Consider the following 24,755-nt stretch of genomic DNA (forward strand, 5'->3'; position numbering starts at 1 on the left):
TTTGTTATAGAGCAGGGGTTTCCCCCTACCCTAAGCATTGCAAGCATAAAGTGAAACGAAACATAAAATCAACGTATTTGTTAACTTTTTTAACATTATTTAAGTGATTGATTTCGGTTCTGATTTCGGCCCTACACGGAAAATGCGTGCTAATGCAGGTATGAGGATCAGCGCACCTAGCATATTCCAAATGAACATGAAGGTTAATAATAAACCCATATCAGCTTGGAACTTGATCGGCGACCAAATCCAGGTTGCCACACCAATCGCTAGCGTTAAGCCAGTAAAGCCAACTGCTTTACCTGTTTTCGATAGCGCAAACAAATAGCTATCAGTAAGGTTGCGCCCTTGATTTAGTGCTTCCCGCATTTTGCTGTAGATATAGATGCCATAATCCACACCGATACCTACCCCGAGTGCAATTACCGGTAAGGTAGCTACCTTCACGCCAATGCCGAGTTTCGCCATTAAGGCTTGGCTCATAATGGTGGTGAACATTAGTGGCAGCACAATACACAACACCGTGCGAATACTGCGGAAGGTAATTAAACAGAGTGCAATTACCACACCATATACCCACACCAACATGCGGAATTGCGCATCTTCTATAACTTTATTGGTGGCAGCTTCGATGCCTGAGTTGCCCGCTGCCATCAAGAATTCAACAGAATCGCTGGGATACATGTCACTAAATGAGCGAACTTCAGCAACCACTCGGTTTAGCGTATCGGCCTTATGATCGTTCAAGTAGATAATTACCGGCGCCATTGAGCAATCGCCATTGATTAAACCACTTGGTGCCTGCGAGATAGACGCGTTAACCACAAAGTTATCGCGGTTCACACTAGACCATTTCAGGTTACCCTCATTGGTACCTGCCATACCCAATTTAGACACATACACAATCGAACGCACAGCTTGCACACCCTGCACGTTTTCCATATGCCATTGGAAACGATCAATGAGTGCAAGATTGTTGTAGGAGATACATTCTCCAGGCTGTGTTTCCGCCATTACCACGAATATATCTGTGCTAGCACTGTAGTTGGCCACCTGGAATGCATTATCAAGGTTGTAGCGTGAATCAGCCCTTAGCTCTGGCGCTCCACTATCAAGATCGCCAATTTCCAAGTTTTGCGCTTGATAAATGCCCCAAATACTCATAAGCACCGCAACGGCAACCGCACCAATAGCCCAACGTAACTTGGTAAAGCGATCAAACAGCGAGAAAATAGGATGGCTTTGCGCCTGTACTTTCTGTAAATAAGTAACACCGCGTTTGCTTACACCCATGTAGGAAGTAAGAATAGGCAGTAAGCCTAAATTGGTAAGCACAATTACTGCTACACCAATACTGGCAGCGATTGCGAGTTCTTTAATAACGGCAATATCAATTACCATTAAGGTAGTAAAACCTACTGCATCTGAAACCAATGCCGTTAAGCCCGCTACATATAAGCCGCGGAACGCCAGCCGAGAGGCATCAATTTTATTAGCGCCGTCAACCGTGTTGGCAAGTACGGCATTAATAATCTGCACACCATGGCTTACACCAATCGCGAATACTAAGAATGGCACTAACATCGAATATGGATTAATACCGCTACCGATGAGTTTAATAATACCCAGCTGCCATATTACCGCGATGCCTGAGCATAATAAAACCACGATGGAACTGCGCACACATCGGCTGTACAAGAACAACATGCCGAAAGTGATCAGCATGGCTAGAATAAAGAAGCCACCTACTAACATGGCGCCATCGATTAAATCACCAACAACTTTAGCGAAACCAACAATCTGAATATTGATGGTGTCTGATTCAAATGCGTTACGAATTTCACTTTCTAAGCGCAGGGAGAATTCATGATAATCAAGTGCCTCTCCCGTTTCCGGGTTAATTTCGTTGAGCGGAACGTAAATTAATGAAGAGCGGAAGTTATTAGCTACCAAATCGCCAACCGTACCCGACCGCAATACATTCTGCTGCAATTGCGCCAATGCTTCTTCGGAGCCATCGTAGTTTTGTGGAATAACCGGGCCACCCACAAAACCCTCTTCAGTTACTTCCGACCAACGTACGTTAGGTGTCCAAATAGAACGCATTCCAGAACGATTCACACCATTAAGGAAGGAGATTTCATCGGTAATTTGGCGCAAAATATCTTGATACTCGGCACTAAATATATCGCCTTCCGTGGTTTCCACTGAAATCCGCACTGCGTTGCCTGTGGCGGCGAGATCATCACTATATTTAAAAAAGTTTTGTACGAATTCATGATTCGCGGGAATCATTTTCTGCAGGCTGGCATCGGGCCGAACCTGCGCTGCGTGATACAATAAAAACGCCGTTAATGCAGCAAACACGAAAATCCAGAATACGCGGTAACGAAACAGTAGCTTTTCTGCTAACGAAGCTTTGCCGTAACCCGCGGTAGAAATACTCTCAATCTTGTCAAATTCTTGCATTTGTTATGTATCCTCTTAGTGGCTTGCTGCAGGCAACGCGAAGGTTTGTACACCTGCACGACCAACTAAAATGAGTTCATTACCAGCACTTTGCACTAAATTACTGATAGGCAAACCAGAAGGATGGTTAAACAACTCAACCTCCCGCGAATCTGGGTTTACTACCGCAAGTACACCGGCATGACCAACAAATACTAAGCGACCATCGGCAAGCAGAGTTGCACCATTTAAGTTATACCGGGTGTTCACCATAACCTGCTGGAAGCTATAACCATCTTCCGCAACATATAAGTTACCCCGCAAGCCATGTACCCACAGCCGCTCTTCAGCGTCAAAAATAGCGCCAAATAACGAACCATGGTAAGGCGAATCAAGCATCTCAAAGGTTTCACCCAAATCATCACTACGAGCCAATAGCCCCGCTTCCCCTGCTAGGATTAAACTCTGCTCTGGGCCTTCTACAAGCTTATTAACGTGGTAACCCATGATGTTATCTATGGCATCATTCATCACTTGCCATGATTCACCACCATCGGTAGTGCGCAAAATGGTTCCGTATGCGCCTACAGCAAGGCCAACTTCACGATTAAAGAAATGCACATCTAAAAAAGGCTTGGTAGGCCCAACTTCGAATTGAATTTCAGCGCCACCGATATGGAAAAATAGCTCATCTAATGCAAATTCAAGCTCTTCTATTTCATATTCATCTTCAGCATTCTCGATTGCATCTTCTAACGCCGTTTGTTTCTCTTGTAACCATTCATATTCAAGCTCTAATAGTTGGTGGCCATCAAGCATAAACTGCCAAGATTCACCGCCATCGCTGCTTCGAATTAATGCACCCTGATGCCCTGCTGCCCAAATATGTTTCGTATCAACTACACTAATAGCAGTAAGTAGCACACTCGTAGGAACCATGGCTTGTTGCCAACCACTTTCCCCAATCCCCTGGGATAACAGAATACCGTGATCACCAACAATAAAGGTGCGATGAACTGTTTGCTCAATATCGATTAACAAACCCTGCTCTGCTCGGGAGGCTTGCGCGGCTGGCGTATGAAGGGGATCGAAAATTTCGGCAATAACAGCAGTACTTACTGTGGCACTGGTTATTAAGGCTGTAACGATTCCCGCGAGGGCAATTCGTTTCATAAATGAATACTCCAGATGTATATTCAGATTCCGTTTGATCTGATTAAATTTATTCTCGTACTCGATTGTATAGTCTAACGGGCGTTTGAAAACCCCCACAAGGAAATATTTCTTGTATTTTATTTTGTTGAAAATTGGTGTAGCTTACATAATAACCCCATCCAGTTTCTATTGGATTGGTGTTCCATAATAAAGAACGCACAGGAACTAAGGACAACGACAATGAAAAAAATTATGCTTACAGCAGGGGTAATGGCGCTTTCGCTAGTCTCTGCAAGCGTTAGTGCTGCGATGTTAGAAAGCAACGCAGCTCGTTTAGGCCAAGACCTTACCCCACTAGGGGCTGAGCGTGCTGGCAATGCAGAGGGCACAATTCCTGAGTGGACCGGTGGCCTCTCTAACCCAGGCGCTGATGTACATCGCCCGCAAAACCCATTTCCAGATGAGCAACCTTTATACACCATCACGCATGATAACTTATCTGAGCACCGTGAACGTTTGAGCCCAGGGCAAATCGCGATGTTTGATCGTTATCCTACGTACAAGATGCATATTTACCAAACGCGACGCACTGCAGCTTACCCGCAAGAAATTTACGATATTGTTAAAGCCAATGCGGAAAACGCTTCGTTAGCAGAAGGTGGCATGGGTTTAGATAATTTCTCTGGCTATGTACCATTCCCAGTACCGAGCAGTGGTTTAGAGGTTATTTGGAACCATCTCACACGCTATCGCGGCGGTGCTGTGCAACGTACTGTTGGTCAATTCCCGGTACAAGCGAACGGTAACTACGAAATGGTTCGCCTGCGCGAGCAACTCGTATGGCCAGAACACCTGCAAGGTGGCCGTGATGAGCGTGCAGATGACAACATTCTGTTCTACTTCTTACAAGAAGTTCTAGCGCCAGCTCGCCTAACCGGTACCGTACTTCTAGTACATGACACCATAAACCAAGTTCAAGAAAGCCGCCGCGCATGGCTGTACAACGCTGGCCAGCGCCGTGTGCGCAGAGCGCCAAATGTTGCCTATGATGGTCCAGGTACAGCGTCTGATGGTTTACGTACATCCGATGGCTTGGATATGTTTAACGGTGCTCCAGACAAATACGACTGGAAACTCGTTGGCAAAAAAGAAATGTATATTCCGTACAACAACTACAAGCTTCTCGATGATAGTTTGAAATACTCGGATATCATTCAGCCTGGCCATTTAAACCAAGACCACGTGCGTTATGAACTGCACCGTGTATGGGTAGTGGAAGCAAGTGTGAAAGAAGGCGAACGCCATATTTATGCGCAGCGTAACTTCTTTATTGATGAAGATACTTGGACAGCATCGGTAATCGACCATTACGATGGCCGTGGTGAGTTGTGGCGGGTAGGTGAAGCCTACAACGTTCAATTCTACGGTAATGACGTACCTTGGATGGCAGCTGAATCACTGTACGATTTAAACAATGGTCGTTACTTAGTGCTTGGCTTGGCGAACGAAGAAGGTGATTTTATGGACTTTAGCATCACTCCTCGTCGGCAAGACTTTACTCAACAAGCGCTTCGTCGCATGGGTATTCGTTAAACTTAGGCTAGCTTCTTAGCTGAATAAAAAGCTGAGCTTTATAAGCTCAGCTTTTTTTATGGGTTGCTGTTACGTGTGCTTTCTACAAATACTCTCTAAGAGAGCTTTTGTACCGCTCGGCGTTACTCTGAGCCGCTAAAAAACTTTACGGTTTTGAGTTACCAAGCCGGGTAATTAAACTTGAGGTATCAAAACGATTACCACCGTTAGCTTGTACATCACCATAGAATTGATCAACCAAGGCAGTAACGGGCAATCGCGAGCCATTACTATTGGCTTCGGCCAAGGCGATTTGCAAATCTTTGCGCATCCAATCTACCGCAAAACCAAATTCAAACTCACCTTGCCACATAGTGGCAGAGCGGTTTTCCATTTGCCAACTACCAGCTGCACCCTTGCTAATTGCAGCAATTAGCTTCTCTTGATCTAAGCCAGCGTTCTTCGCAAACTGCAGACCTTCTGAAAGACCCTGCACCACCCCAGCGATGCAAATTTGATTCACCATCTTAGCAAGCTGCCCAGTGCCTACAGGGCCCTGTAAACCAACGTGCTTTGCGTAAGTTTCCAGCATTGCCGAAATACGGAGTAAATTAGCAGCTTCGCCACCCACCATAACCGTTAGAGCAGCATTTTCTGCACCTGCTTGGCCACCAGAAACCGGCGCATCAAGAAATGCTATATGCCGCTTCTCAGCTGCAGCACCAAGCTCACGCGCTAAATCTGCTGAAGCTGTAGTGTGGTCCACTAAAATGCTGCCTTCTTGCATACCTGCAAATACGCCCTGTTCACCATACACAACACTGCGTACATCGCTATCATTGCCTACGCACAAAAATACCACTTCGGCGTTCTGTGCTGCCAACTTTGGCGATTCAGCGGTGCAACCACCGTAGGTATCTTGCCAAGATGCAGCTTTTGCTGCGGTACGATTATATACACATACATCATACCCGGCTTCTTGTAAGTGGCCCGCCATTGGAAAACCCATTACTCCAAGGCCAATAAACGCTACTTTGGTCATTTGCTATCCTTTCTCAATAATAGATGTTGATACCGCCCTAATTCTCGATAAGGCGATTGTTGCCGATAGGTAAGCTCTAGCGCAAGTAATTCCTCGGCGGAGTATTCTTTCGCGCGCATATAATCATGAAAACAACGCACACCAGAATGGCTAATTAAGGTAAGTGGGTATTGCCCTAGCCGCGCTACCACCTGCTGCGGTTGTAGCGGATAATTCGGGCTAAAGCGCACCTTCTTTTTTACTTTTAAGCCAGCATTTACGTAATCAAAATTACCATAGAGTATATTGGCCATGCGTTTTGCATCGTTATTGTAGAACATAAGCGAAAGCCATCCGCCGGGTTTTACCCGCGCTTGCAATACTGCTAACGCTGCAAATGGATCGGCAAGCCACTCCAATACCGCATGGCACAGCACCACATTAAACTGTTGCTCACCAAGCTCGCTAGCCAGCTCCTGTAAACCAACCTGATGATAAGTATAGTGCTGCTCTAACTCTTGCGCACTGTGGCGGCTTTTCGCAGCAACTATCATTTCTGCAGAGATATCGGTATGAGTAACCGTGTAACCGGCCCGCGCAAAGTAGGTATTCAATTGCCCCAACCCAGCGCCAACATCTAAACAGCTAAGCTGGGCGCGTGGGTGATATGAACGGCTAGGTTGTTTTTCAACAGAGCGTTTTGGCTCGCTGCTTTCATCTGCGCCCACATCAGCAAGCAAAAAACGCAGGTCTGCGGCAAGCACCGCTTCACGAATTTGCCCTTTTTCTGTTTGATAGATATTTTTATCGAACCGGTGAACATCACTGGTGAACGCTCTATCTTCGTTAGTGGAGCTGGCACTTCTTTTTTTCATATACGGCTTTAAACTCTGCTACCGGTAGTTACGCCGGATTATCAATATCAACGAATTCAACTGCAATACTCAGTTGCTCGGCAATTTTCTCGCCCAATGCTCTTACGCCATAACGCTCCGTAGCATGATGCCCTGCAGCAAAAAACTGAATGCCACATTCGCGAGCTACATGAATGGTTTGTTCAGATACTTCGCCGGTAATAAACGCATCAGCACCTGCAGCTAGCGCTTGTTCAATAAAACCTTGGCCGCCACCCGTACATACTGCTACCGAGGTGATTTTTCTATCGCTATGCACCGAAGCTACTAACGGGCGCTTTAACTGTTGTTCAATTCGCTGCGCCAAGGCAGTTCCGGTGAGTGGTTCAGCAAACTCACCAAGCTGAAGAATGCCATTTGGTGGCAAATCGATTACGCTGCTTGAATCGGTATTTAGTAACTTTAATAATTGCGCGTTGTTGCCAAATTCTGGATGAATGTCTAAGGGTAAATGGTACGCAATTAAATTAATATTATTCTCTATTAAGCTACGAATACGTTTGCCCTTCATGCCTACAATAGGTTCAGCTTCACCTTTCCAAAAGTAACCATGATGCACCAAAATTGTATCTGCTTTTGCCGCTATCGCTGCATCAATTAATGCTTGGCTAGCGGTAACACCGGTTACAATTTTCTGAATCGTGCTCGCGCCCTCAACTTGCAAACCATTTGGGCAATAATCACTTACCAATTCAGGCTGCAACCATTCATTTAAACGTGCTAAAAAACTATTTCGCTGCATGCGAATCCCCCTAGGTATTACTCAAATTAGACACTTGCATGAAAAATCGGTATAAAAATAGAGTACACACATAATGTTAACACACAGGGAACGAACGATGAGCAAACTTGATAAAGACCAGGTGCTTGCTGATTTCACTAAAGCGTACAAAAACGCCCACGGTAAAGCACCCAAGCTAACAGATAGCAACGGCTGGTTTAGTGTTGATGGCGGTAAGAATATGCGTTTAGCGCAACTTGCTGAATTAACAGACGAGCTTAATGGCGGCAAGAGCGCTGCTGCGAAAAAACCAGCAAAAGCAGCCGCTGCTGTGAAAAAAGGCAAAGGTGGCCTTACTGCAAAAGAATTGTGGAAGCAACAACTTGAAGCAAGCGGCCATGCTCGCCTGCCTCGTGGCATGCGTTAAGCGTTGCCACCGATAAATAAAGCAGTGAATCTGTATACCCGAAACACGTACAAACACCACATATAAACAAGGCGCCATTGGATAACCAAGGCGCCTTATTCATTTTCCTGCCGCTACGCTGCGGAAGCGGCTACATACATTACTGAAATGGCGCTAATCAAGGCGCTCCATGTAGATAGTAATTTCCCCTACCCGAAACCCGAATTTACGCATTTCTGTGCGATTTACTAAGCGATCTTCATCGAGTAAGAACATCCAATCATCTAACGTAATCGCAATCGTACTATCGCGAAACGGCACTTCCAGCTGATATACCCAGTGCAGCGCGTTACCTGCAGTGGTGCCTTTGGCTACCCCTACTACATCACCGGCAGTGCCTTCGTAGCTGTTCGGCCCAGTTTTTGTAAGTTGCCATACCCGCGTTTCCTCACGCCCGTCATCCCAGTAAAACACTTCATCCAGCACACCTTGCTCGCCTTCCCAAGTGCCTACAATATCGGCACGAAAACGCTGTGTTACCTTGCCAGACCGATCTTGCACCATTCCATGCGCCACAATATTTCCTACGAAAAACTCATCTAAATGCAGTGCCGGGCTATCATCTTTATAATCATCAATCTTTGCTGAACAACCTACTAACAGGAAGGCTGCGGCAAATATTAAGGTTAAAATTCGCATTACTTTTCCCCTACTAGTTCATCACGGCTGCTACGAAAACGGGCATTCTCGGATAACCAAATTGCCAGGAACTGCTCACCAAACTGTTGATCCTCTATCGCACCTAGCTCGCCTTCGTTGCCATAAAAACGCACTGCCCCATTGGGGAGTTGATGCGCCACAATACAATCGCCGGAATTCACATCGGGCCAAATGTTTTTCAGCGTATTAATCCATTCGCCTGTTTTCTCACTCTCTGCAAAACCTATACGCTCCCATTCATCACGGGTTTGCTCAGCCAAGCGTTCGGCAGTGAAGCTACGTGCATAGTTTAACCGCAACAAACGTTCCTCTGCCTGAGAGTAGCTGCCGGTATTCGAGTAAAGCTCAGCATCATAGATACGAAACAGCATTACCCGCAAACGGGTTTCACCAACTTTTGCCAAGCTTTGCGATGATGCTGAACTAGCACCACTAATTACATCACTACCGCAACTACTAGCCGCCGCTGTGGCGCTGAACAGCATTGCAGTAACAAGGGAAACAAGAAGCGCAGAATTACCTAGCGTTAAACCTTTAAATTTCATTGTAGCCCTCCTTAGAGCGCTGTTTTGGATTTTTCGGTAACTTAACAATTGGCGTTACCAAACGCGCTACCAAAATCATCAATAATGCCCACATCACAACATATACAACGGCTGCCGTAACGGGCTGTACTTGCAGTTCCGCAGCACCAATACGAGTACCGGCGAAATAGGTGATGGGCCCGAAAACTCCGCCGAGCAAAGCAGCTAACCATGCTTTACCGCGCAACCAATCAAACATCATCAAAGCCATGCCCGCAAAGCCGAACCACAACAGAATCAACCATGCCGGCAACCATTCGGTACCAGTAAATTGAATTACACCACCAGTAACTGTGAGCAGCTCTGCTCCCAAACCTGCCACTACGATAATTAAAAATGCCTTACGCCGATGCCACAACTGCTTGGGGGTAGCAGCAAACATAAGAACGATTAACAGTACCGTTAACCAAATCCAGCTCTCTCTACCGAGCACTGCGCTTAGCCAAACGAAATCAAAAATCACAAACGCCGCTAAGCGATGATTTAAGATGAGCTTGCGCAGCCAGTTAACCATTAGTAAGGTACTTCGCTTTCGTTGCTTTTAACTGCACGGCGCTAATCGAACGTTGATTAAAGCCACCTTCGCAGTAGCACAAATAATAGTTCCACATACGGGCAAAGCGTTCGTCATAGTTAAAGGCTTTTAATTCATCGAATCGGTGATTAAAGCGCTGGCGCCAATCAGCAAGAGTACGCGCATAATCGAGGCCGATATCACTCACTTCTCGCACTACCATTTCGGTGTGCTTGCGGAACATGCGGCTTACCAATTCAATAGAAGGTAAGTAGCCGCCCGGGAATATATATTTTTGGATGAAATCAACGTTACGGTTGTACTTTTCCAATCGTTGGTCAGCAATTGTAATGGCTTGCAGCACCATGCTTCCGCCTGGCTTCACGAGTGCATTACACTTGCGGAAGAAAACCGCCATATATTCGGCACCCACAGCTTCGATCATCTCTACCGATACCAACTTATCGTACTGGCCAGTTAAATCACGGTAATCCTCTTTTAACAGGGTAACCTTGCTCTGCAGCCCGCGCTCTGCCACAAGGTTCTCTGCAAATTTAAACTGTTCTTCAGAAATTGTGGTGGTGGTTACTTTACAGCCATAGTTCTCTGCCGCAAAAATTGCCAAGCCGCCCCAGCCTGTACCAATTTCAAGCAGATGATCATCCGCAGTTAACTCAAGCATTTCGCATAAACGACGAAGTTTCTCTTCCTGCGCCTCATCAAGGGTGGATTCGGAAGATGGATACACAGCACTTGAATACTGCATGCGCTGGTCTAAAAAGCGAGTATACAGCTCGTTGCCTAAATCATAATGGGCAGCAATGTTTTCTTTCGCGCGCGTTTTACTGTTGCGTTTGCGCATGTGGCTCACCATTTGCAACGGCCACGATAACCATGCCAAACGAGCCTCAAGTTTATCGAGAACCGTTAAGTTTGCAGCGAATAATTCAATTACTTTGGTAAGATCGGGAGAATGCCAATCTCCCGCAATAAAGGCATCGCCGGCACCAATATCGCCGCCGAATACAAATTTCACATAGGTTTGTGGGTTAATAATTTCAATGCGCGCACTAGGCTGCGCATCAACCTCACCAAATCGACCAATAACTTTGCCATCTTGCACAATATGCAATTCACCAAAAGCTAGGTGCTTCAGCACACGAAACATAAGGTTTTGCGCAAATCGTTCCATTTTGGTCATGGTGATTTCAGCGAGTGCTAGGTTATTCGAAGATGTATTGGTCGATGTTCTCATCATAGCTTTCCTGTGTATTCGCTTTGCATTAGCATGGGCTAATTTGCTGTTGCGATTATTATTGTCCGTTGTTAATTCGAGATACTCTATTAGCTAGAGCTGCCTGGGTGCCCATAAAATGGCACTCGCTTCACAAAAAGCTTCACAGCTTGCCAATAAATTCCCGCCACAACTTTCAGCGTCATCCATGGATGCATTATTAGTACGCGACGAATAGCGCTCTGGTTCAATGCAGTTCGTTTTAATGTGAGGGTTGCATCGAACTCGCAACGCTCCAGCCCTTCTTTCTTAGTGTGTGCAGCAATATGCACTAACACACGGCTGCCATCGCTCAACTTCGGTGCGCCTAGGCGCCACTGGTATTGCATATCAATAGGATTAAATGGGGATACATGCAGTATCTTATCGGTGGTGTTCTTTCGCGTTAAATTAACCAAGTAACAGTGCCGCTCATTCCAAGGGGTGTTGCTTACTTCGGCGAGCATATGGGTGAAAACGCCCTGCTCGTTCGCCAAATAGAAGCAGTTAATAGGGCTGAAATACAAACCCCAGTTGCGAATATTACCGAGAAAATAAACTCTACCCTGCAATTCTGCATGCGCAAGCTCGCACATTTTCGCCCGCACTGCATCCGCTAAACTCTGCTTCGGCGATGCTCGCTCATTGGTTAAGTAATCACTTTCGCGAAATTGCATCGGTGCCCATTTACTCGTGGTGCTAAACAACTTGCTCATGGAATTCGCACTGGCCAAATCATCTAAATCAAGCCACCACTGATTCACCGAATAAGCAAAATAATGCTTTTTCGGGGTGTAGCGCCGATGGCGAATAACCCCGTTGTAAATAGCATGATGATGCGTATCGTTATTGGTAATGTTATGCATTGGTTGGTGCTTCTACTTGGGTATTTTCGGGCCGCTCAATACCAAACCGCTCCGCTATATCTACCGCACTTCGCACGCCATCTTCATGGAAGCCGTTATACCAATACGCACCGCAAAAGTGAGTACGATTTTTGCCACAAATTTCCGCACGCCGTTGTCGCTTCCTGAAAGAATCCACCGAATACACCGGGTGTGCATAGGTGAATTTACGGAGTATCTTGCTTTCATCAATCGCCGCAGTGTTATTTAAAGTTACGCAAAAGGTTACTGGCGCGCCTGTTAAGCCCTGCAAAATATTCATGTTGTAGGTAACCGTAGCTGGTTTTTGCATACCACCGGCCGATAAATTAGGTAGTAAATAGTTCCAGCTGGCCCACGCAGCTTTGCGCTTTGGTAATTGGGTAATATCCGTGTGCAGCACAACATCGTTATCTTGGTATGGAATACCGCTTAAAATATCGCGCTCTGCAGCATTTGGATCGGCTAATAACGCCAACGCTTGATCGCTGTGGCAAGCAAAAATAACTTCATCAAACCGGCCGCTAGTGCCATCGATAAACTCTAGTACTACACCATCTTGTTCCCTGCGTACTTTCTTTACACCGCTATTCAAGTGTATTCGTTCCGCAAAAGGCTTGGTTAAAGCCGGAATGTAATTACGCGAGCCACCTTTAATTACGTGCCATTGCGGGCGGTCGCTAACATCAAGAAGGCCATGATTTAGGAAGAATTTAAGGAAGAAGGCCAGTGGAAACTTTGCCGCTTCCTCAAGGCTAGCAGACCAAATTGCAGCACACATTGGATACAAGTAGTTGTCGGAAAATGCTTGGCCAATTCCCAGTTCCGTAACAAAATCATCTAAGGTAAGGCGTTCTAGCTCTTTTGCCGAGCGTTGCTGCAAGGCCAGCTTCGCTTGCTTGTTGAACTTAACAATATCCAACAGCATACGATAGAAACTCGGCCGCAAATAATTGCGCTTTTGCGCAAACAGCGTCGCCAAACTATGGCCGTTATACTCCAAGCCAGTTTTTGGGTTCTGCACACTAAAGCTCATTTCAGTGTCTTGCCACGCCACCCCGTGCTTGCGCAACAAGGCCCGAAAGTTTGGGTAGGTACGGTTATTGAAAACAATAAAACCAGTATCAATAGCGAATGGCTGGCCCGCTACTTGCACATCTACCGTAGCTGTATGGCCACCAATGTAATCATTTTTCTCATACATCCATACTTCATGCTGCTCACTTAATAAATTGGCTGCGGTTATGCCCGCAATTCCTGAACCAATTACAGCTATTTTCATTAATGATTCCTCATTCGTTTCGATAAAGCGATCTGCACGCGGTAAGGAAGGCGTTGTAAACTCGCCAATATAAAACCAAATACACTAGGAAAGGCAATGTGTGCTTTGCCTTTCGCTATTCCTTTGCGCATAGCTTGGGAAGCTTCTGCCACTGAGATGCGCATCGGCATCTCAAAATCATTTGCGTCGGTCATAGGGGTTTCTACGAAGCCAGGAGAAACGGTAATCACTTGAATCCCCGTATCCACAATATCGGTGCGCAAAGCGCTAGCGAAATAATGCACTGCAGCTTTGCTGGCGCCATAAGCTTCGGCTCGGGTGAATGGGAATTGCCGTGCCATGCTATCTACCACTACTAGCTTGCTACCTTTTGGTAAATTCGGCAGTAGTGCGGAAATACAGTTCACAACGCCAAAAAAGTTGGCCGCAAATACTCGCTCTACCAATGCAACTTCAAAATTCTGAGCATCGTCGATATATTCGCACACGCCCGCATTAAGAATGGCCACATCTAAAGGCTCAGCCAGCTGCTTCAGCGTATCCTGCAACACCGATAACGCTTGCTGTTGGTTGGTAACGTCAAAAACTGCGGTAGTAATTCGTGTAGCATCAGCTACGTCATTAGAAAGTTCATCCAGCTTGTTGGTGTTTCGCCCACAAGCGATTACATGGTGCCCTGCCGCTGCGTAATCCAACGCTAACTGTCGGCCAATGCCGGAGGTTGCGCCCGTTATCAGTACATTCATAAACAAAGTTCCCTTAGTAGAATTGGCTATTTAACTAACAGCTTGTAAACGATCGCGAACCTTGCGAATTAGAAAGCTAATTACCGGTATGTGCTCGTACACCATGGCACCTAAATCATAATAATCAACATGGCTACGTATTTTGTTTTCTTCATCAGTAAACTGCAGATGGGTAGAGCCCTGCACTACGATCTCACGGCCATTCGCCAAGCTTTCGTGCTGCAAACGCATTTGCCAAGTTAAAAATGCCTCATCTTTGTTAAACATTTCCGTATCAAAAGTAAAGCGGCACGATTGCGCGTTAGCAATACCGTGGGCAAAATAGGTTTCCAAATCTGCAAGCCCATTCACCTGTAAAACTGGGTCTTGAAAGGTAATGTCCTCATGATAAATAGCAGCAAGTTGCTGCAGAGAATCGCTGTTAAATTCATCATAAATGTTTTTTAATTTGGCAATTAACTGCCCGCGCTCTTTTTTGCTATACGTAGCCATGTTGCCTCCTACTCCGCGTTCTTAACCTGCTTAAATGTAGCTATAAAATGCTCCCTCGCATCTTTATGATCAACAATTTGTTGCGGGTAGCTGTGGGTAGCTTCATCCAACAAACTCGCTTGGCGCAGCCACTGGTGCGGCGTGTGTAACTGTTTATCGGGCACGTCAGCTAGTTCTTGCACAAATTTACGAATGTACCGTCCGGACGGATCAAATTTTTCACCTTGGCTCGTTGGATTAAACACGCGAAAATATGGTGCTGCGTCGGTACCTGTACCTGCGCTCCACTGCCAGCCACCATTATTTGCCGCAAAGCTGCCGTCTATTAACCTACGCATAAAATAGCGCTCGCCCCACTGCCAGTTAATGTGCAGGTCTTTAACCAAAAAACTCGCAACTATCATACGTACACGATTATGCATCCAACCGGTATTATTTAACTCGCGCATTCCCGCATCAACAATAGGAAAACCTGTTTTACCATTGCACCAAGCAGCAAACCTCTCTACATCGGTTCGCCAAGGGAACTTGGCTTGCTCTGCCTGAAAAGGTTCACCTTTTGCTAAGCGTGGTTCATGAAACATTAAGTGTTGATAAAATTCTCGCCATGCCAACTCCGATAACCAAGTATGGCTGCCTTCTGGCAGTCCATCAGGAAATTCGGGGCTTAATCGTTGTAATAGGTGCGCCGCCACACGAGGTGATAGCGCACCAATCTCAAAGTATGCGGATAAACGTGAAGTACCTTTGATGCTTGGGAAATCGCGCTGCCTCTTATAATCCATGCTTTGTTCACGCACAAATTGCTGCGCTAACTTGCGAATGTTGGCCTCACCAACTGGCCACTCATTGCTTGTTTGCAGAGGCTCCGTTAACGCCGAATCCGCTAGGCCGGGAACAAGTTCAGTAGGATATTCAGGTAACGATAAATGCACTTCTGCAAACGCAAGGGTGCGCCCTGAAGCCGCTTGCAATATATTGCGAGCATAAGGCGCTGGTACGCCATTTTCGCGTATTCTCTGTAACCATACTTTAAAGAATGGTGTAAATACCTTGTAGTACTCCCCTTTACCATTCTTTATCTGTTCTGGCGCTACCAGCAAATTACTAGCGAACGTATTCACTTGCACGTCGTTATTCTGCAAAACAGTGATAACGGCTTTATCGCGATTCACTTCATCGAGTGGGTATTCCCGATTGAAGTAGAGCGCTGCAACTTGGTGTGCTCTACAAAAATCAGTTAAGAAGGCACTGCAATCGGCGAATTTATCTAGCGGATGAATAAGTAGGATGTGGCCTAAATCAGCCAAATCATGGCCTATTTGATTCAGCTGGCGCTGGTATAAATCCCACTTAACGAGCGACCAATCATGCTCTACGTAATGTTGTAAGGTAGGCGTTACTAAAAAGTGCACATGCTGGTGATTTTGGCATGCTTGCAATACCGCATCATTATCAAGCAAACGAAGATCATTGCGAAACCAAACTAACGCACTCATGCTGCATTATCCCTTTTTTCTGAAGTATTAAGTATGCTGCTCACACGCGATGAACAGCAATTACAATCCATAGCGCAGGCGTAAGTTGTCTGGGTACGGCCGAAAATAAGATTGGGATTGCAAATATTCATCCGGAAAGCGCTTCAAATAATGATTAATCAGCGTTAACGGTGCTGCAAGTGGCTCCTCGCCATCGTTGTAACGCAAAATTAATTCAGCAAGTTCTGTACGCTCACTGCTTTCTAATTTTAGCTTAAAATACCCTTGCACATGCTGCAGAACATTAGTGTGATCTTTGCGGCTAGCAGGTTCCGATAGCCCCAACATGAGCTGCATGATATAGCTAGTGGTGAATTGCTCATCAATTTGCTGCTGCTCTGCCAGCGCTTTACCCAAAGCGCGATACACCGGCTGATTATGAGCAAGCAATAATAACTTATGCCGCGCATGAAATTGATATAACACATGCTTAGTGATGGGTTTTAGTAGTTGTTGCCACTCATAGTAAACGTACAAGCGCAGTACAAAGTTTTCCCGCAGCAATGGGTCGTTCAACCTACCGTCTTCTTCCATTGGCAATGCTGGAAACATCTCCTTCAGGCGCTGAGCAAATATGCCGGTACCACCTTTAACGTTCATATTTGAATCTTCCGCATACACTCGCACGCGCTCCATGCCACAACTGGGCGATTTCGCGCAAAGAATATAACCGGAAAGCTTTGCCAATTGCTGCTCACGAACATCGGCAAAGTCAGCTAACCGCTGCGTAACATCTTCACCCGTTTTCGGTACCACCGCGCGGGGCTGCGCTATATCCCCAACTAACCGTATGGTTGGCCGCGGTACGCTCATACCTATTCCCACTTCGGGACAAAGAGGTAAATACTCAACATGCTTTCCTAACTGATTTTGGCAAAAATCTGAACCTTTGTGGCCGCCATCGTAGCGCACCTTCTGGCCAAGTAAACAGGCACTTATCCCAACGTAAACCACCGTATACTCCTTACTCACTATTTCTTGCAGTGTTCCGTTTTTTCATCCAACAAGCAATAGTATCGCTTTTATAAAGATAATTAGATCCCAACTGCGTTAGCTTACGTAAGCAATGGAAACGCCACTATTAATCCCAATGCAGTGGCTCATCAAGAGCGAAAGCAGTAGGTACTATTGCATGAAAAATAGCACATATAACATTGATTCCACGAGCAATAGCAACACACTGAAACTTGGTTTGTTTCCACTCACCGCCCACCTGATGCCTGGCGGGCGAATGCAGCTGCGTGTGTTTGAGCCCCGTTACATTCGTTTGGTGCGCGATTCTCTACGTAATGAACAAGGATTTGGTTTGTGTATGCTCAATCCAGATGGCGATGTAGCAAAAAATGAGCATATTCATCCAATTGGCACTCTAGCTAAAATTGTAGATTTTGAAACCCTCAATGATGGCTATCTTGGTATTACCATTGCAGGCGAATCATTATTTGATATTCACACGATTGAAACAGAAAAAGATGGATTAAGAACCGCAAGCGTAAGCTTTCGCAATAGGTTGGCTGAGGTAACTAAGGTAGAAACTGAAAGTACACAAGAATGTGAGCTGAAAGAACGTTTGCAAGAAGTATTTACGAACTACCCTGAGTTCGCGGGCTTATATCCAGAACAACATTTCGATAATGCAGAATGGGTTTGCAATCGATGGCTGGAGATCCTGCCGCTTGCTGCAGAAGCGAAACAAGAGCTTTTAGCCGCCAACAATTTGCGTGTTACGCAGAATTATCTGCAATGCTTATTTGCGGAAAATAACGAAGATGAGCAAAGCGAAGATGAAAGTAGTACAAGGAAACAAAAACACGGTTCAATCTAATTTGCATTAAAGATAGAAAAATATTCTACGGTTCTGTTTAAAAAGTGATCCTTTTTTTAAAAAGTTAACGTAATTGAATGTACAAATTGGTGAATCATAAAAAGAAGGCGTACACTACAATGCATGTCATGCCGGAAAAACGGGTTAAGCGAGAGTACATGAGCACTTCGCCCAAGAGCACCCAAGAGATTACCACAGAGCATCTTAGCAAATTATTGGCTGAGATTGCTTCTGCACGTTCGCGTAGAGCGTTTAGTGAGTTGTTTAAGCATTTTGCACCGCGATTACAAGCCTTTGCTACCCGCCAATTTGGTAATGAGCAAACAGCGATGGATTTGGTGCAAGACACCATGACCAACGTATGGCACAAAGCCCATCTCTTTAGTCCTGAGAAAGGCTCGCCAACTACGTGGATTTTCACCATCGCCAGAAACATTCGCTTTGATATTTTGCGCAAAAACAAACATCGTCAAAATGATGTAAGTGCGGAAGATTTGTGGCCCGTATTATCTGAAGAAATGAGCGATTCTGATGAAGAATTCGCTCTAGACCAAAATATTTTACTTCAAGAAATTGGTGAATTTTATCGCCAATTACCTGATCCACAAAGAATTGTTATAGAACAGATATATGTACAAGGTAAATCGCAGCAAGAAGTATCAGACGAGCTTGATATTCCTTTAGGTACTGTGAAATCGAGAACTCGATTAGCCCTGCAAAAACTGAAAGAGATGATAACTGCACATGATTAAATTTCACCCCACAGAAGAATTACTAGTTAAGTACGTGCAAGGCGAGCTCGAAGCTTCCCTGTGTCTGGTAATCGGTACTCATATTGATATGTGCCCGGTGTGTGCAAACACGGTGAAAGATATTGAAGAGCAAGTAGCCCGCAGCGCATTCATTAATGATTTACAAGGTTCTGCCAACGCAACCCCCACGCAGTTGCCTGAAGCTGAAATGAATATGATGCTTGAGCAAATTATTAGCTCGGATGCACCTGAAAAAATAGTGCGCGAGCCTGCCCTTGAAGAAGTAATGCTTGAAGGGAAGCAATTTAAATTGCCTCCTACGCTTGGCAGACTAGGTTCACGCTTAGGCCATTGGAGCAAGGTTCCAGGTTCCGTTTGGCGCGCGCCTGTGAATTTATCTGAGCATGATAAGATTAACTTAATTTATATGGCTGCTGGTGCATCAGTTCCAGAACATACGCACCGAGGTAGCGAAGCCACTTTAGTGCTAAATGGTTCTTTCGCTGATGAATTTGATTGCTATGAAGATGGTGATTTCATCTTTCTTGATCAGCAGCACAAGCATACACCGCAAACTGCGCAAGAAGATTGTTTAACTTTGGCTTGGCTAAATGAGCCACTGCAGTTCACTTCAGGTGTTGCTCGCCTGCTTAATCCGTTTAGTAATTTGTTCTTTCGCTAACTAGCGCTGTGAATAGCAATACTAATGTTATTTAGTTAACGCACCGGTTCTTAAACGCATTAAAAAGCCGCTTCAAATAAATGAAGCGGCTTTTTATTTATATGCTGCGGGGTAGGTAATAACTCTGCAAGTACTATTCTTTTGGCTTAGCGTCTTCCACTCGAGCTTTAAATTTTTGCCCTGGGCGAAACGTTACTACGCGGCGAGCTGAAATTGGAATATCTTCACCTGTTTTCGGGTTTCGGCCTGGTCGCTCGGCTTTATCTCGCAAATCAAAATTTCCAAAACCGGATATCTTCACTTGCTCACCATTTTCCAGAGCATGGCGGATTTCCTCAAAAAATGTTTCTACTAATTCCTTAGCATCTTTTCGATTAATCCCTACCTTTTCAAATAGATGTTCCGCAATCTCAGCTTTTGTTAGCGCCATAATTAACTATCCCTCAACACCGCATTAAATTCGTTTTGTAAGGTTTTAACAACTGTAGCAATCAAGTTTGTTACTTCCTGATCTTCCAGTGTTCGATCCGCAGCCTGTAAGGTTAGTGCAATCGCTAAACTTCTTTGCGTAGCTGGCACATTATCACCCGTGTAGACGTCAAATAAGTTTAGATCAACCAACTGATTTGCGCCAACTTTCCGAATAACTTCAAGAACTTCACCTGCGGCAACATTACGATCTACTAATACCGCAATATCACGGCGAATGGAAGGATAACGTGAAATAATCCCCGCCGCCGGCACTTCTCTTTCCCGTAAACGCGCTAAATCCAGTTCAAAAACGAAAGCTCGCCCTTTAATACCAAACATCTTCTCAAACTGCGGGTGCAAAGCACCACAAAAGCCGATCAGTTGTTCACCGCGATAAATTGCGGCGCTCTGCCCGGGATGTAACGCCGAGTGTTCAGAAGCAACAAAACGGAACTCAGAGAACCGGCCCGTGGCGCGCAGCAACATTTCTACGTGCCCTTTCATATCGTAAAAATCAACTGCACGCACGCCATCTTGCCAATGCTCGCCCTGCACAGTGCCTAGCATTACTCCGGCTAACATCGGTTCTTGGCGAATACCATTCTCCGCCTGTTCATCAGGAGTAAAACGCAGCCCCGTTTCAAATAACCGCACACTTTGTTGCTGGCGTTTTTGATTATAACCGGCTGCAGAAAGTAAGCCTGGCCAAAGCCCAAGCCGCATCGAACTCATTTCGATAGAAATAGGATGCGGTAACGTAAGTGCCGCTAAATCTGGATATAGTTGCGCTTGTTGCTTCGGATCAACAAAGCTATAGGTAATCGCTTCCTGATATCCTTGCGCAAGCATTGCATGCTGCAATTGCCGCACTGGTAGTTGCGCTTCCGCAGAGCGGTGCATACGTAATGGAGCTACTGGAGCCTCTACCGGTATATTGTTGTAACCATACACGCGGGCAATTTCTTCAATTAAATCTTCTTCTATTGAAATATCAAAACGATAGGTAGGCACACTCACCTGCCAACCTGCAGCATCTTTGCTCACCGTGAAGCCTAAGCGCTGCAAAATGCCTTCTACCTCAGTAGTTGCCACATCAATGCCTAACAAACGCGCTAAGCGGTTTGCGCGTAATTGAATATGCGCAGGCTTCGGTAGATGTTCAGAACTTACTGCCTCAACGATAGGCCCTGCTTCGCCGCCACAAATCTCGAGAATAAGCGCACTTGCACGTTCCATGGCAATTTTCTGCAACTCTGGGTCTACACCGCGCTCGTAGCGATGCGATGCATCCGTATGCAGCCCATAACGGCGCGCACGCCCCATAATTGCATCTGGTGCAAAGAACGCGCTTTCTAAGAAAATATCTTGCGAGCTTTCAGTAACACCGCTTCCTTCGCCACCGAAGATACCAGCCATTGCCAAGGCTTTTTCTTCATCGGCAATCACTAACACATCATTCTGTAAGGTTACTTCTTGGCCATCTAGCAAAGTGATCTGTTCACCGCTATTTGCCATCCGCACTTGAATAGAACCTTTAACAGCGGCCAAATCAAACGCATGCATTGGGTGGCCCTGCTCAAGCAATACATAGTTGGTGATATCAACTACCGGATCAATAGACCGAATACCGCTACGGCGCAAACGCTCTTGCAACCAAAGCGGGCTCTTGGCACTTACATTTACATTGCGAATTACGCGACCTAAATAACGTGGGCAGGCATCGGGGGCAACTAAGTTGATCGCCACACTATCGCTGATGCTGGCGGGTACCTCCGGAATGCTAGGCACTTCCACGTCTAGCTTGTTTAACACCCCTACTTCACGGGCTAAGCCGCGAATACCAAGGCAATCCGCTCGGTTTGGCGTTAAATCAATATCTAGGGTGCTATCATTTAGCCCCATCCATACGCGAAAATCTTCACCTACGGTAGCATCGGCTGGTAATTCAATAATGCCATCATGATCATCATTTAATTCAAGTTCAGAGGCTGAACACAGCATGCCATGGCTAGGCTCGCCACGCAGTTTACTCTGCTTAATCTTAAAATCGCCTGGCAACACTGCACCTACAGTTGCTACCGCAACTTTGATTCCCTTACGGCAATTGGCTGCGCCGCATACGATATCAATAAGCTCTTCGCCACCTACATCTACTTTGGTTACCTGTAACTTATCGGCGTTAGGATGTTGGCCACACTCTTTCACTTCACCAACAACCACACCGGTAAACTCGCCTGCAACGGGTTCGATACCATCTACTTCCAATCCAGCCATACTTAACTGTTCGGCAAGCTCAATGCTGCTTAGCTCTGGGTTAACCCACTCACGTAGCCACTGTTCACTAAATTTCATAATACTCTTAACCCTCTGCCGCTTAGCCGAACTGCTTCAAGAAGCGTAAATCGTTTTCAAAGAACGCGCGTAAATCGTTTACACCGTAGCGAATCATGGTGAGCCGCTCAACGCCCATACCAAAGGCAAAGCCGGTAAACTCTTCTGGGTTAATACCCACCGATTTCAGCACATTTGGATGCACCATGCCGCAACCCAAAACTTCTAGCCAATCGCCATTTTTACGGCGCACATCCACTTCCGCTGATGGCTCGGTAAACGGGAAATAAGATGGGCGAAAACGAATTTCTAAATCTTCTTCGAAAAAATGATGCAGAAAATCATGCAAAATCCCTTTTAACTCGGTGAAGCTAACATCTTTATCCACCATCAAGCCTTCAACCTGATGAAACATCGGTGTATGGGTTTGATCATAATCATTACGGTAAACACGTCCGGGAGAAATAATTCGTAATGGTGGCTGTTCGTGCTCCATCGTACGAATTTGTACGCCAGACGTTTGCGTACGCAACATTGTTTGCGGCGTAAAATAAAAAGTGTCGTGATCCGCACGAGCAGGATGCTGAGCAGGGATATTCAAGGCATCAAAATTATGGAAATCATCTTCTACTTCCGGCCCCTCTTTCACCGCAAAGCCTAACTGGCCAAAGTAATCTTCAATACGTTGAATAGTGCGAGTAACTGGATGCAAACCACCAAACTGACCTGCCCGACCGGCAAGGCTTACGTCAATGCGTTCAGCATCCAAACGCGCATTCAATTCCGCATTTTTCAGTTCATCACGACGCGCATTTAGCAAATCTTGTAATTCGTGCTTCACTTGGTTAATCATCTGGCCAGCTGCTGGGCGCTCTTCTGAACTTAGTTTGCCTAAGCTCTTAAGTTGCTCAGTAAGCTTGCCTTTCTTACCCATGAACTCAACACGAACATCCTCAATCTCTGTGGGAGTTGCCGCAGAATTTGCAGCAGCAATGCCCGCCGCTAAAATTTCCGCAAGATTTGCTTGTAAATCCATTCTGATCCTCAACTACTCTTAGGCTAGTTATAACGGGAGTTTTTCACCATTTTACAAGGGCGTAATCATAGCATAAAAATACCACAGGGTAAGTTAGATATACTGCCTTGATGTTTTTACTGTAACCAACAAAAAGGGAGCCATAAGGCTCCCTTCAATGCTGACCAGGTTTTCTACTTACGCAGAAAGACCTTCTTTAGCTTTCTCAACCAATGCAGAGAAACCTGCTTGATCGTGAACAGCGATATCGGCCAAAATCTTACGGTCGATTTCTACTGAAGCTTTCTTTAAGCCATTGATGAAACGGCTGTATGAAAGGCCACCTTGACGTGCAGCAGCATTAATACGAACGATCCATAATTGACGGAAAGTACGTTTCTTGTTGCGACGGTCACGGTATGCATATTGACCGGCCTTAGTTACTGCTTGCTTCGCAACGCGGAATACGCGACTACGTGCACCATAGTAACCTTTGGCTTGTTTCATTATCTTCTTGTGACGCGCGCGCGCCATTACACCACGTTTTACTCGTGCCATGGGTCAGTCTCCTCTTATGCGAACGGTAACATGCGATCTACTAAAGCAACATCGCTCTTATGAACCATGCTCTTTGCACGCAAGTGACGCTTCCGCTTCGAGCTCTTCTTGGTCAGGATGTGACGCAAGTGAGACTGCTTGCACTTGTAACCGCCAGAAGCGGTTTTCTTAAAACGCTTTGAAGCGCTTTTTACACTTTTCATTTTAGGCATTGCATAAACTCCGCATTGGTTGCCATTCAAGATAACATGGTGAGGCAATCGGAATGATTACCTTCTTGTGTACCAGTGCTACTTGCTACTAATTGGGGCCAGAACCATAATCATTTGGCGCCCTTCAGCCCTGCGAGGGAACGATTCAAGAGTTGAAACTTCTTCTAAATCGTTTTTAATCCGATCTAGCAATTCAATTCCAATTTCTTGATGTGCCATTTCTCGGCCACGGAAACGAATGGTAACTTTTGCTTTGTCACCACCCTCAAGAAAGCGACGCAGGTTGCGTAGTTTTACCTGGTAATCGCCTTCATCAGTTCCAGGGCGGAATTTAACTTCCTTAACCTGAATCTGTTTTTGCTTCTTCTTTTGCTCTTTCTGTTGCTTACTTTTCTCGTAGAGGAATTTACCGTAATCCATCACACGACACACAGGCGGCTCAGCGTTAGGACTGATTTCCACCAAGTCCATTCCCGCTTCTGCAGCAATTTCGAGAGCTTCGCTTAAACTAACTATCCCGCGTTGCTCACCTTCGCCGTCTTGTAAACGCACTTCAGGAGCCGTGATAGTTTCATTAATCCGAGTTTTGTCGACCTTTTGGCCTTTTTTTCCGCCTTTAATTGTGTGTTCCTCCAAAAA

General features: G+C 45.7%; 26 protein-coding genes. 5 read left to right on the forward strand and 21 right to left on the reverse strand.

What is annotated here, in order from left to right; all coding sequences use genetic code 11:
* Positions 1-99: 99 nt before the first annotated feature.
* A complete protein-coding gene (locus tag ACNA7P_RS01850; RefSeq protein WP_416256975.1) occupies positions 100-2,451 on the reverse strand; it encodes an efflux RND transporter permease subunit in 2,352 nt (783 codons plus the stop codon).
* Positions 2,452-2,484: 33 nt separating this feature from the next.
* Entirely contained in the window at positions 2,485-3,621 is a 1,137-nt protein-coding gene (locus ACNA7P_RS01855; RefSeq protein WP_416256899.1) for a WD40/YVTN/BNR-like repeat-containing protein, read from the reverse strand.
* A 222-nt stretch (positions 3,622-3,843) separates the two neighbouring features.
* Between ACNA7P_RS01855 and ACNA7P_RS01860 the strand changes: the two genes are divergently transcribed.
* Positions 3,844-5,196, forward strand: a complete 1,353-nt coding sequence (locus tag ACNA7P_RS01860; protein WP_416256900.1) for a DUF1329 domain-containing protein — start codon at positions 3,844-3,846, stop codon at positions 5,194-5,196.
* A gap of 145 nt (positions 5,197-5,341) precedes the next feature.
* Here the strand turns inward: ACNA7P_RS01860 and ACNA7P_RS01865 are convergent, their stop codons facing one another.
* Genes ACNA7P_RS01865 through ACNA7P_RS01875 form a run of 3 tightly spaced genes read right to left on the reverse strand, consistent with a single transcriptional unit; the run spans position 5,342 to position 7,852 of the window.
* Positions 5,342-6,217, reverse strand: a complete 876-nt coding sequence (locus ACNA7P_RS01865; protein WP_416256901.1) for an NAD(P)-dependent oxidoreductase — start codon at positions 6,215-6,217, stop codon at positions 5,342-5,344.
* Positions 6,214-7,071, reverse strand: a complete 858-nt coding sequence (locus tag ACNA7P_RS01870; RefSeq protein WP_416256902.1) for a methyltransferase — start codon at positions 7,069-7,071, stop codon at positions 6,214-6,216. Before ACNA7P_RS01870 ends, ACNA7P_RS01865 begins: the two co-directional genes overlap by 4 nt.
* Before the next feature lie 28 nt (positions 7,072-7,099).
* Positions 7,100-7,852 (reverse strand): Nif3-like dinuclear metal center hexameric protein, encoded by a 753-nt coding sequence (locus ACNA7P_RS01875; protein ID WP_416256903.1) that lies wholly within the window; start codon positions 7,850-7,852, stop codon positions 7,100-7,102.
* 97 nt (positions 7,853-7,949) lie between these two features.
* On the opposite strand from ACNA7P_RS01875, the gene ACNA7P_RS01880 reads away from it, so the two are divergent.
* The gene (locus ACNA7P_RS01880) at positions 7,950-8,258 is read left to right on the forward strand and encodes a hypothetical protein (RefSeq protein ID WP_416256904.1); all 309 of its coding nucleotides are present in this window, start codon (positions 7,950-7,952) and stop codon (positions 8,256-8,258) included.
* 153 nt (positions 8,259-8,411) lie between these two features.
* Here ACNA7P_RS01880 and ACNA7P_RS01885 read toward each other — a convergent pair whose 3' ends face one another.
* The 10 genes from ACNA7P_RS01885 to ACNA7P_RS01930 form a co-directional block, all read right to left on the reverse strand.
* Positions 8,412-8,936, reverse strand: coding sequence for a DUF3833 domain-containing protein (locus tag ACNA7P_RS01885; RefSeq protein WP_416256905.1), 525 nt, complete (start codon positions 8,934-8,936; stop codon positions 8,412-8,414).
* Positions 8,936-9,502, reverse strand: coding sequence for a chalcone isomerase family protein (locus tag ACNA7P_RS01890; protein WP_416256906.1), 567 nt, complete (start codon positions 9,500-9,502; stop codon positions 8,936-8,938). Before ACNA7P_RS01890 ends, ACNA7P_RS01885 begins: the two co-directional genes overlap by 1 nt.
* On the reverse strand, positions 9,492-10,055 hold the full coding sequence (locus ACNA7P_RS01895) for a DUF2878 domain-containing protein (RefSeq protein ID WP_416256907.1): 564 nt from the start codon (positions 10,053-10,055) through the stop codon (positions 9,492-9,494). Before ACNA7P_RS01895 ends, ACNA7P_RS01890 begins: the two co-directional genes overlap by 11 nt.
* Positions 10,048-11,310 carry a class I SAM-dependent methyltransferase gene (locus ACNA7P_RS01900; RefSeq protein ID WP_416256976.1) on the reverse strand — a complete coding sequence of 421 codons (1,263 nt, stop codon included), beginning with the start codon at positions 11,308-11,310 and terminating at the stop codon, positions 10,048-10,050. Before ACNA7P_RS01900 ends, ACNA7P_RS01895 begins: the two co-directional genes overlap by 8 nt.
* Positions 11,311-11,399: 89 nt before the next feature.
* Positions 11,400-12,194, reverse strand: coding sequence for a DUF1365 domain-containing protein (locus ACNA7P_RS01905; RefSeq protein WP_416256908.1), 795 nt, complete (start codon positions 12,192-12,194; stop codon positions 11,400-11,402).
* Positions 12,187-13,494, reverse strand: coding sequence for an NAD(P)/FAD-dependent oxidoreductase (locus ACNA7P_RS01910; RefSeq protein WP_416256909.1), 1,308 nt, complete (start codon positions 13,492-13,494; stop codon positions 12,187-12,189). The genes ACNA7P_RS01905 and ACNA7P_RS01910 overlap by 8 nt, the downstream gene beginning before the upstream one ends.
* Complete coding sequence (locus ACNA7P_RS01915) at positions 13,494-14,240, reverse strand: SDR family NAD(P)-dependent oxidoreductase (RefSeq protein ID WP_416256910.1); 747 nt, start codon at positions 14,238-14,240, stop codon at positions 13,494-13,496. The genes ACNA7P_RS01910 and ACNA7P_RS01915 overlap by 1 nt, the downstream gene beginning before the upstream one ends.
* Before the next feature lie 30 nt (positions 14,241-14,270).
* Positions 14,271-14,732: a nuclear transport factor 2 family protein gene (locus ACNA7P_RS01920; RefSeq protein WP_416256911.1), complete on the reverse strand. Its 462-nt coding sequence runs from the start codon at positions 14,730-14,732 to the stop codon at positions 14,271-14,273.
* An 8-nt stretch (positions 14,733-14,740) separates the two neighbouring features.
* Positions 14,741-16,231 (reverse strand): deoxyribodipyrimidine photo-lyase, encoded by a 1,491-nt coding sequence (gene phrB, locus ACNA7P_RS01925; protein WP_416256912.1) that lies wholly within the window; start codon positions 16,229-16,231, stop codon positions 14,741-14,743.
* 60 nt (positions 16,232-16,291) lie between these two features.
* Positions 16,292-17,224 carry a YbgA family protein gene (locus ACNA7P_RS01930; RefSeq protein WP_416256913.1) on the reverse strand — a complete coding sequence of 311 codons (933 nt, stop codon included), beginning with the start codon at positions 17,222-17,224 and terminating at the stop codon, positions 16,292-16,294.
* A 178-nt stretch (positions 17,225-17,402) separates the two neighbouring features.
* Between ACNA7P_RS01930 and ACNA7P_RS01935 the strand changes: the two genes are divergently transcribed.
* The 3 genes from ACNA7P_RS01935 (at position 17,403) to ACNA7P_RS01945 (ending at position 19,529) form a co-directional block, all read left to right on the forward strand.
* Positions 17,403-18,095, forward strand: coding sequence for an LON peptidase substrate-binding domain-containing protein (locus tag ACNA7P_RS01935; RefSeq protein ID WP_416256914.1), 693 nt, complete (start codon positions 17,403-17,405; stop codon positions 18,093-18,095).
* Positions 18,096-18,253: 158 nt separating this feature from the next.
* On the forward strand, positions 18,254-18,847 hold the full coding sequence (locus tag ACNA7P_RS01940; RefSeq protein WP_416256915.1) for a sigma-70 family RNA polymerase sigma factor: 594 nt from the start codon (positions 18,254-18,256) through the stop codon (positions 18,845-18,847).
* On the forward strand, positions 18,840-19,529 hold the full coding sequence (locus ACNA7P_RS01945; RefSeq protein WP_416256916.1) for a ChrR family anti-sigma-E factor: 690 nt from the start codon (positions 18,840-18,842) through the stop codon (positions 19,527-19,529). Before ACNA7P_RS01940 ends, ACNA7P_RS01945 begins: the two co-directional genes overlap by 8 nt.
* Positions 19,530-19,662: 133 nt before the next feature.
* Here ACNA7P_RS01945 and ihfA read toward each other — a convergent pair whose 3' ends face one another.
* From ihfA to infC, 6 genes are all read right to left on the reverse strand, one after another.
* The gene (ihfA, locus tag ACNA7P_RS01950; protein WP_416256917.1) at positions 19,663-19,959 is read right to left on the reverse strand and encodes an integration host factor subunit alpha; all 297 of its coding nucleotides are present in this window, start codon (positions 19,957-19,959) and stop codon (positions 19,663-19,665) included.
* Positions 19,960-19,961: 2 nt separating this feature from the next.
* Positions 19,962-22,352: a phenylalanine--tRNA ligase subunit beta gene (gene pheT, locus ACNA7P_RS01955; protein ID WP_416256918.1), complete on the reverse strand. Its 2,391-nt coding sequence runs from the start codon at positions 22,350-22,352 to the stop codon at positions 19,962-19,964.
* Between the two features lie 22 nt (positions 22,353-22,374).
* On the reverse strand, positions 22,375-23,367 hold the full coding sequence (gene pheS, locus ACNA7P_RS01960) for a phenylalanine--tRNA ligase subunit alpha (protein ID WP_416256919.1): 993 nt from the start codon (positions 23,365-23,367) through the stop codon (positions 22,375-22,377).
* A 177-nt stretch (positions 23,368-23,544) separates the two neighbouring features.
* Positions 23,545-23,904: a 50S ribosomal protein L20 gene (gene rplT, locus ACNA7P_RS01965; protein WP_126765734.1), complete on the reverse strand. Its 360-nt coding sequence runs from the start codon at positions 23,902-23,904 to the stop codon at positions 23,545-23,547.
* Positions 23,905-23,918: 14 nt separating this feature from the next.
* A complete protein-coding gene (rpmI, locus tag ACNA7P_RS01970) occupies positions 23,919-24,116 on the reverse strand; it encodes a 50S ribosomal protein L35 (protein WP_040487138.1) in 198 nt (65 codons plus the stop codon).
* Between the two features lie 78 nt (positions 24,117-24,194).
* A complete protein-coding gene (infC, locus tag ACNA7P_RS01975; protein WP_416256920.1) occupies positions 24,195-24,752 on the reverse strand; it encodes a translation initiation factor IF-3 in 558 nt (185 codons plus the stop codon).
* Positions 24,753-24,755: the final 3 nt, after the last annotated feature.

Origin of the sequence: Aliidiomarina sp., assembly GCF_047920995.1 — a bacterium.
GTDB lineage: Bacteria > Pseudomonadota > Gammaproteobacteria > Enterobacterales > Alteromonadaceae > Aliidiomarina.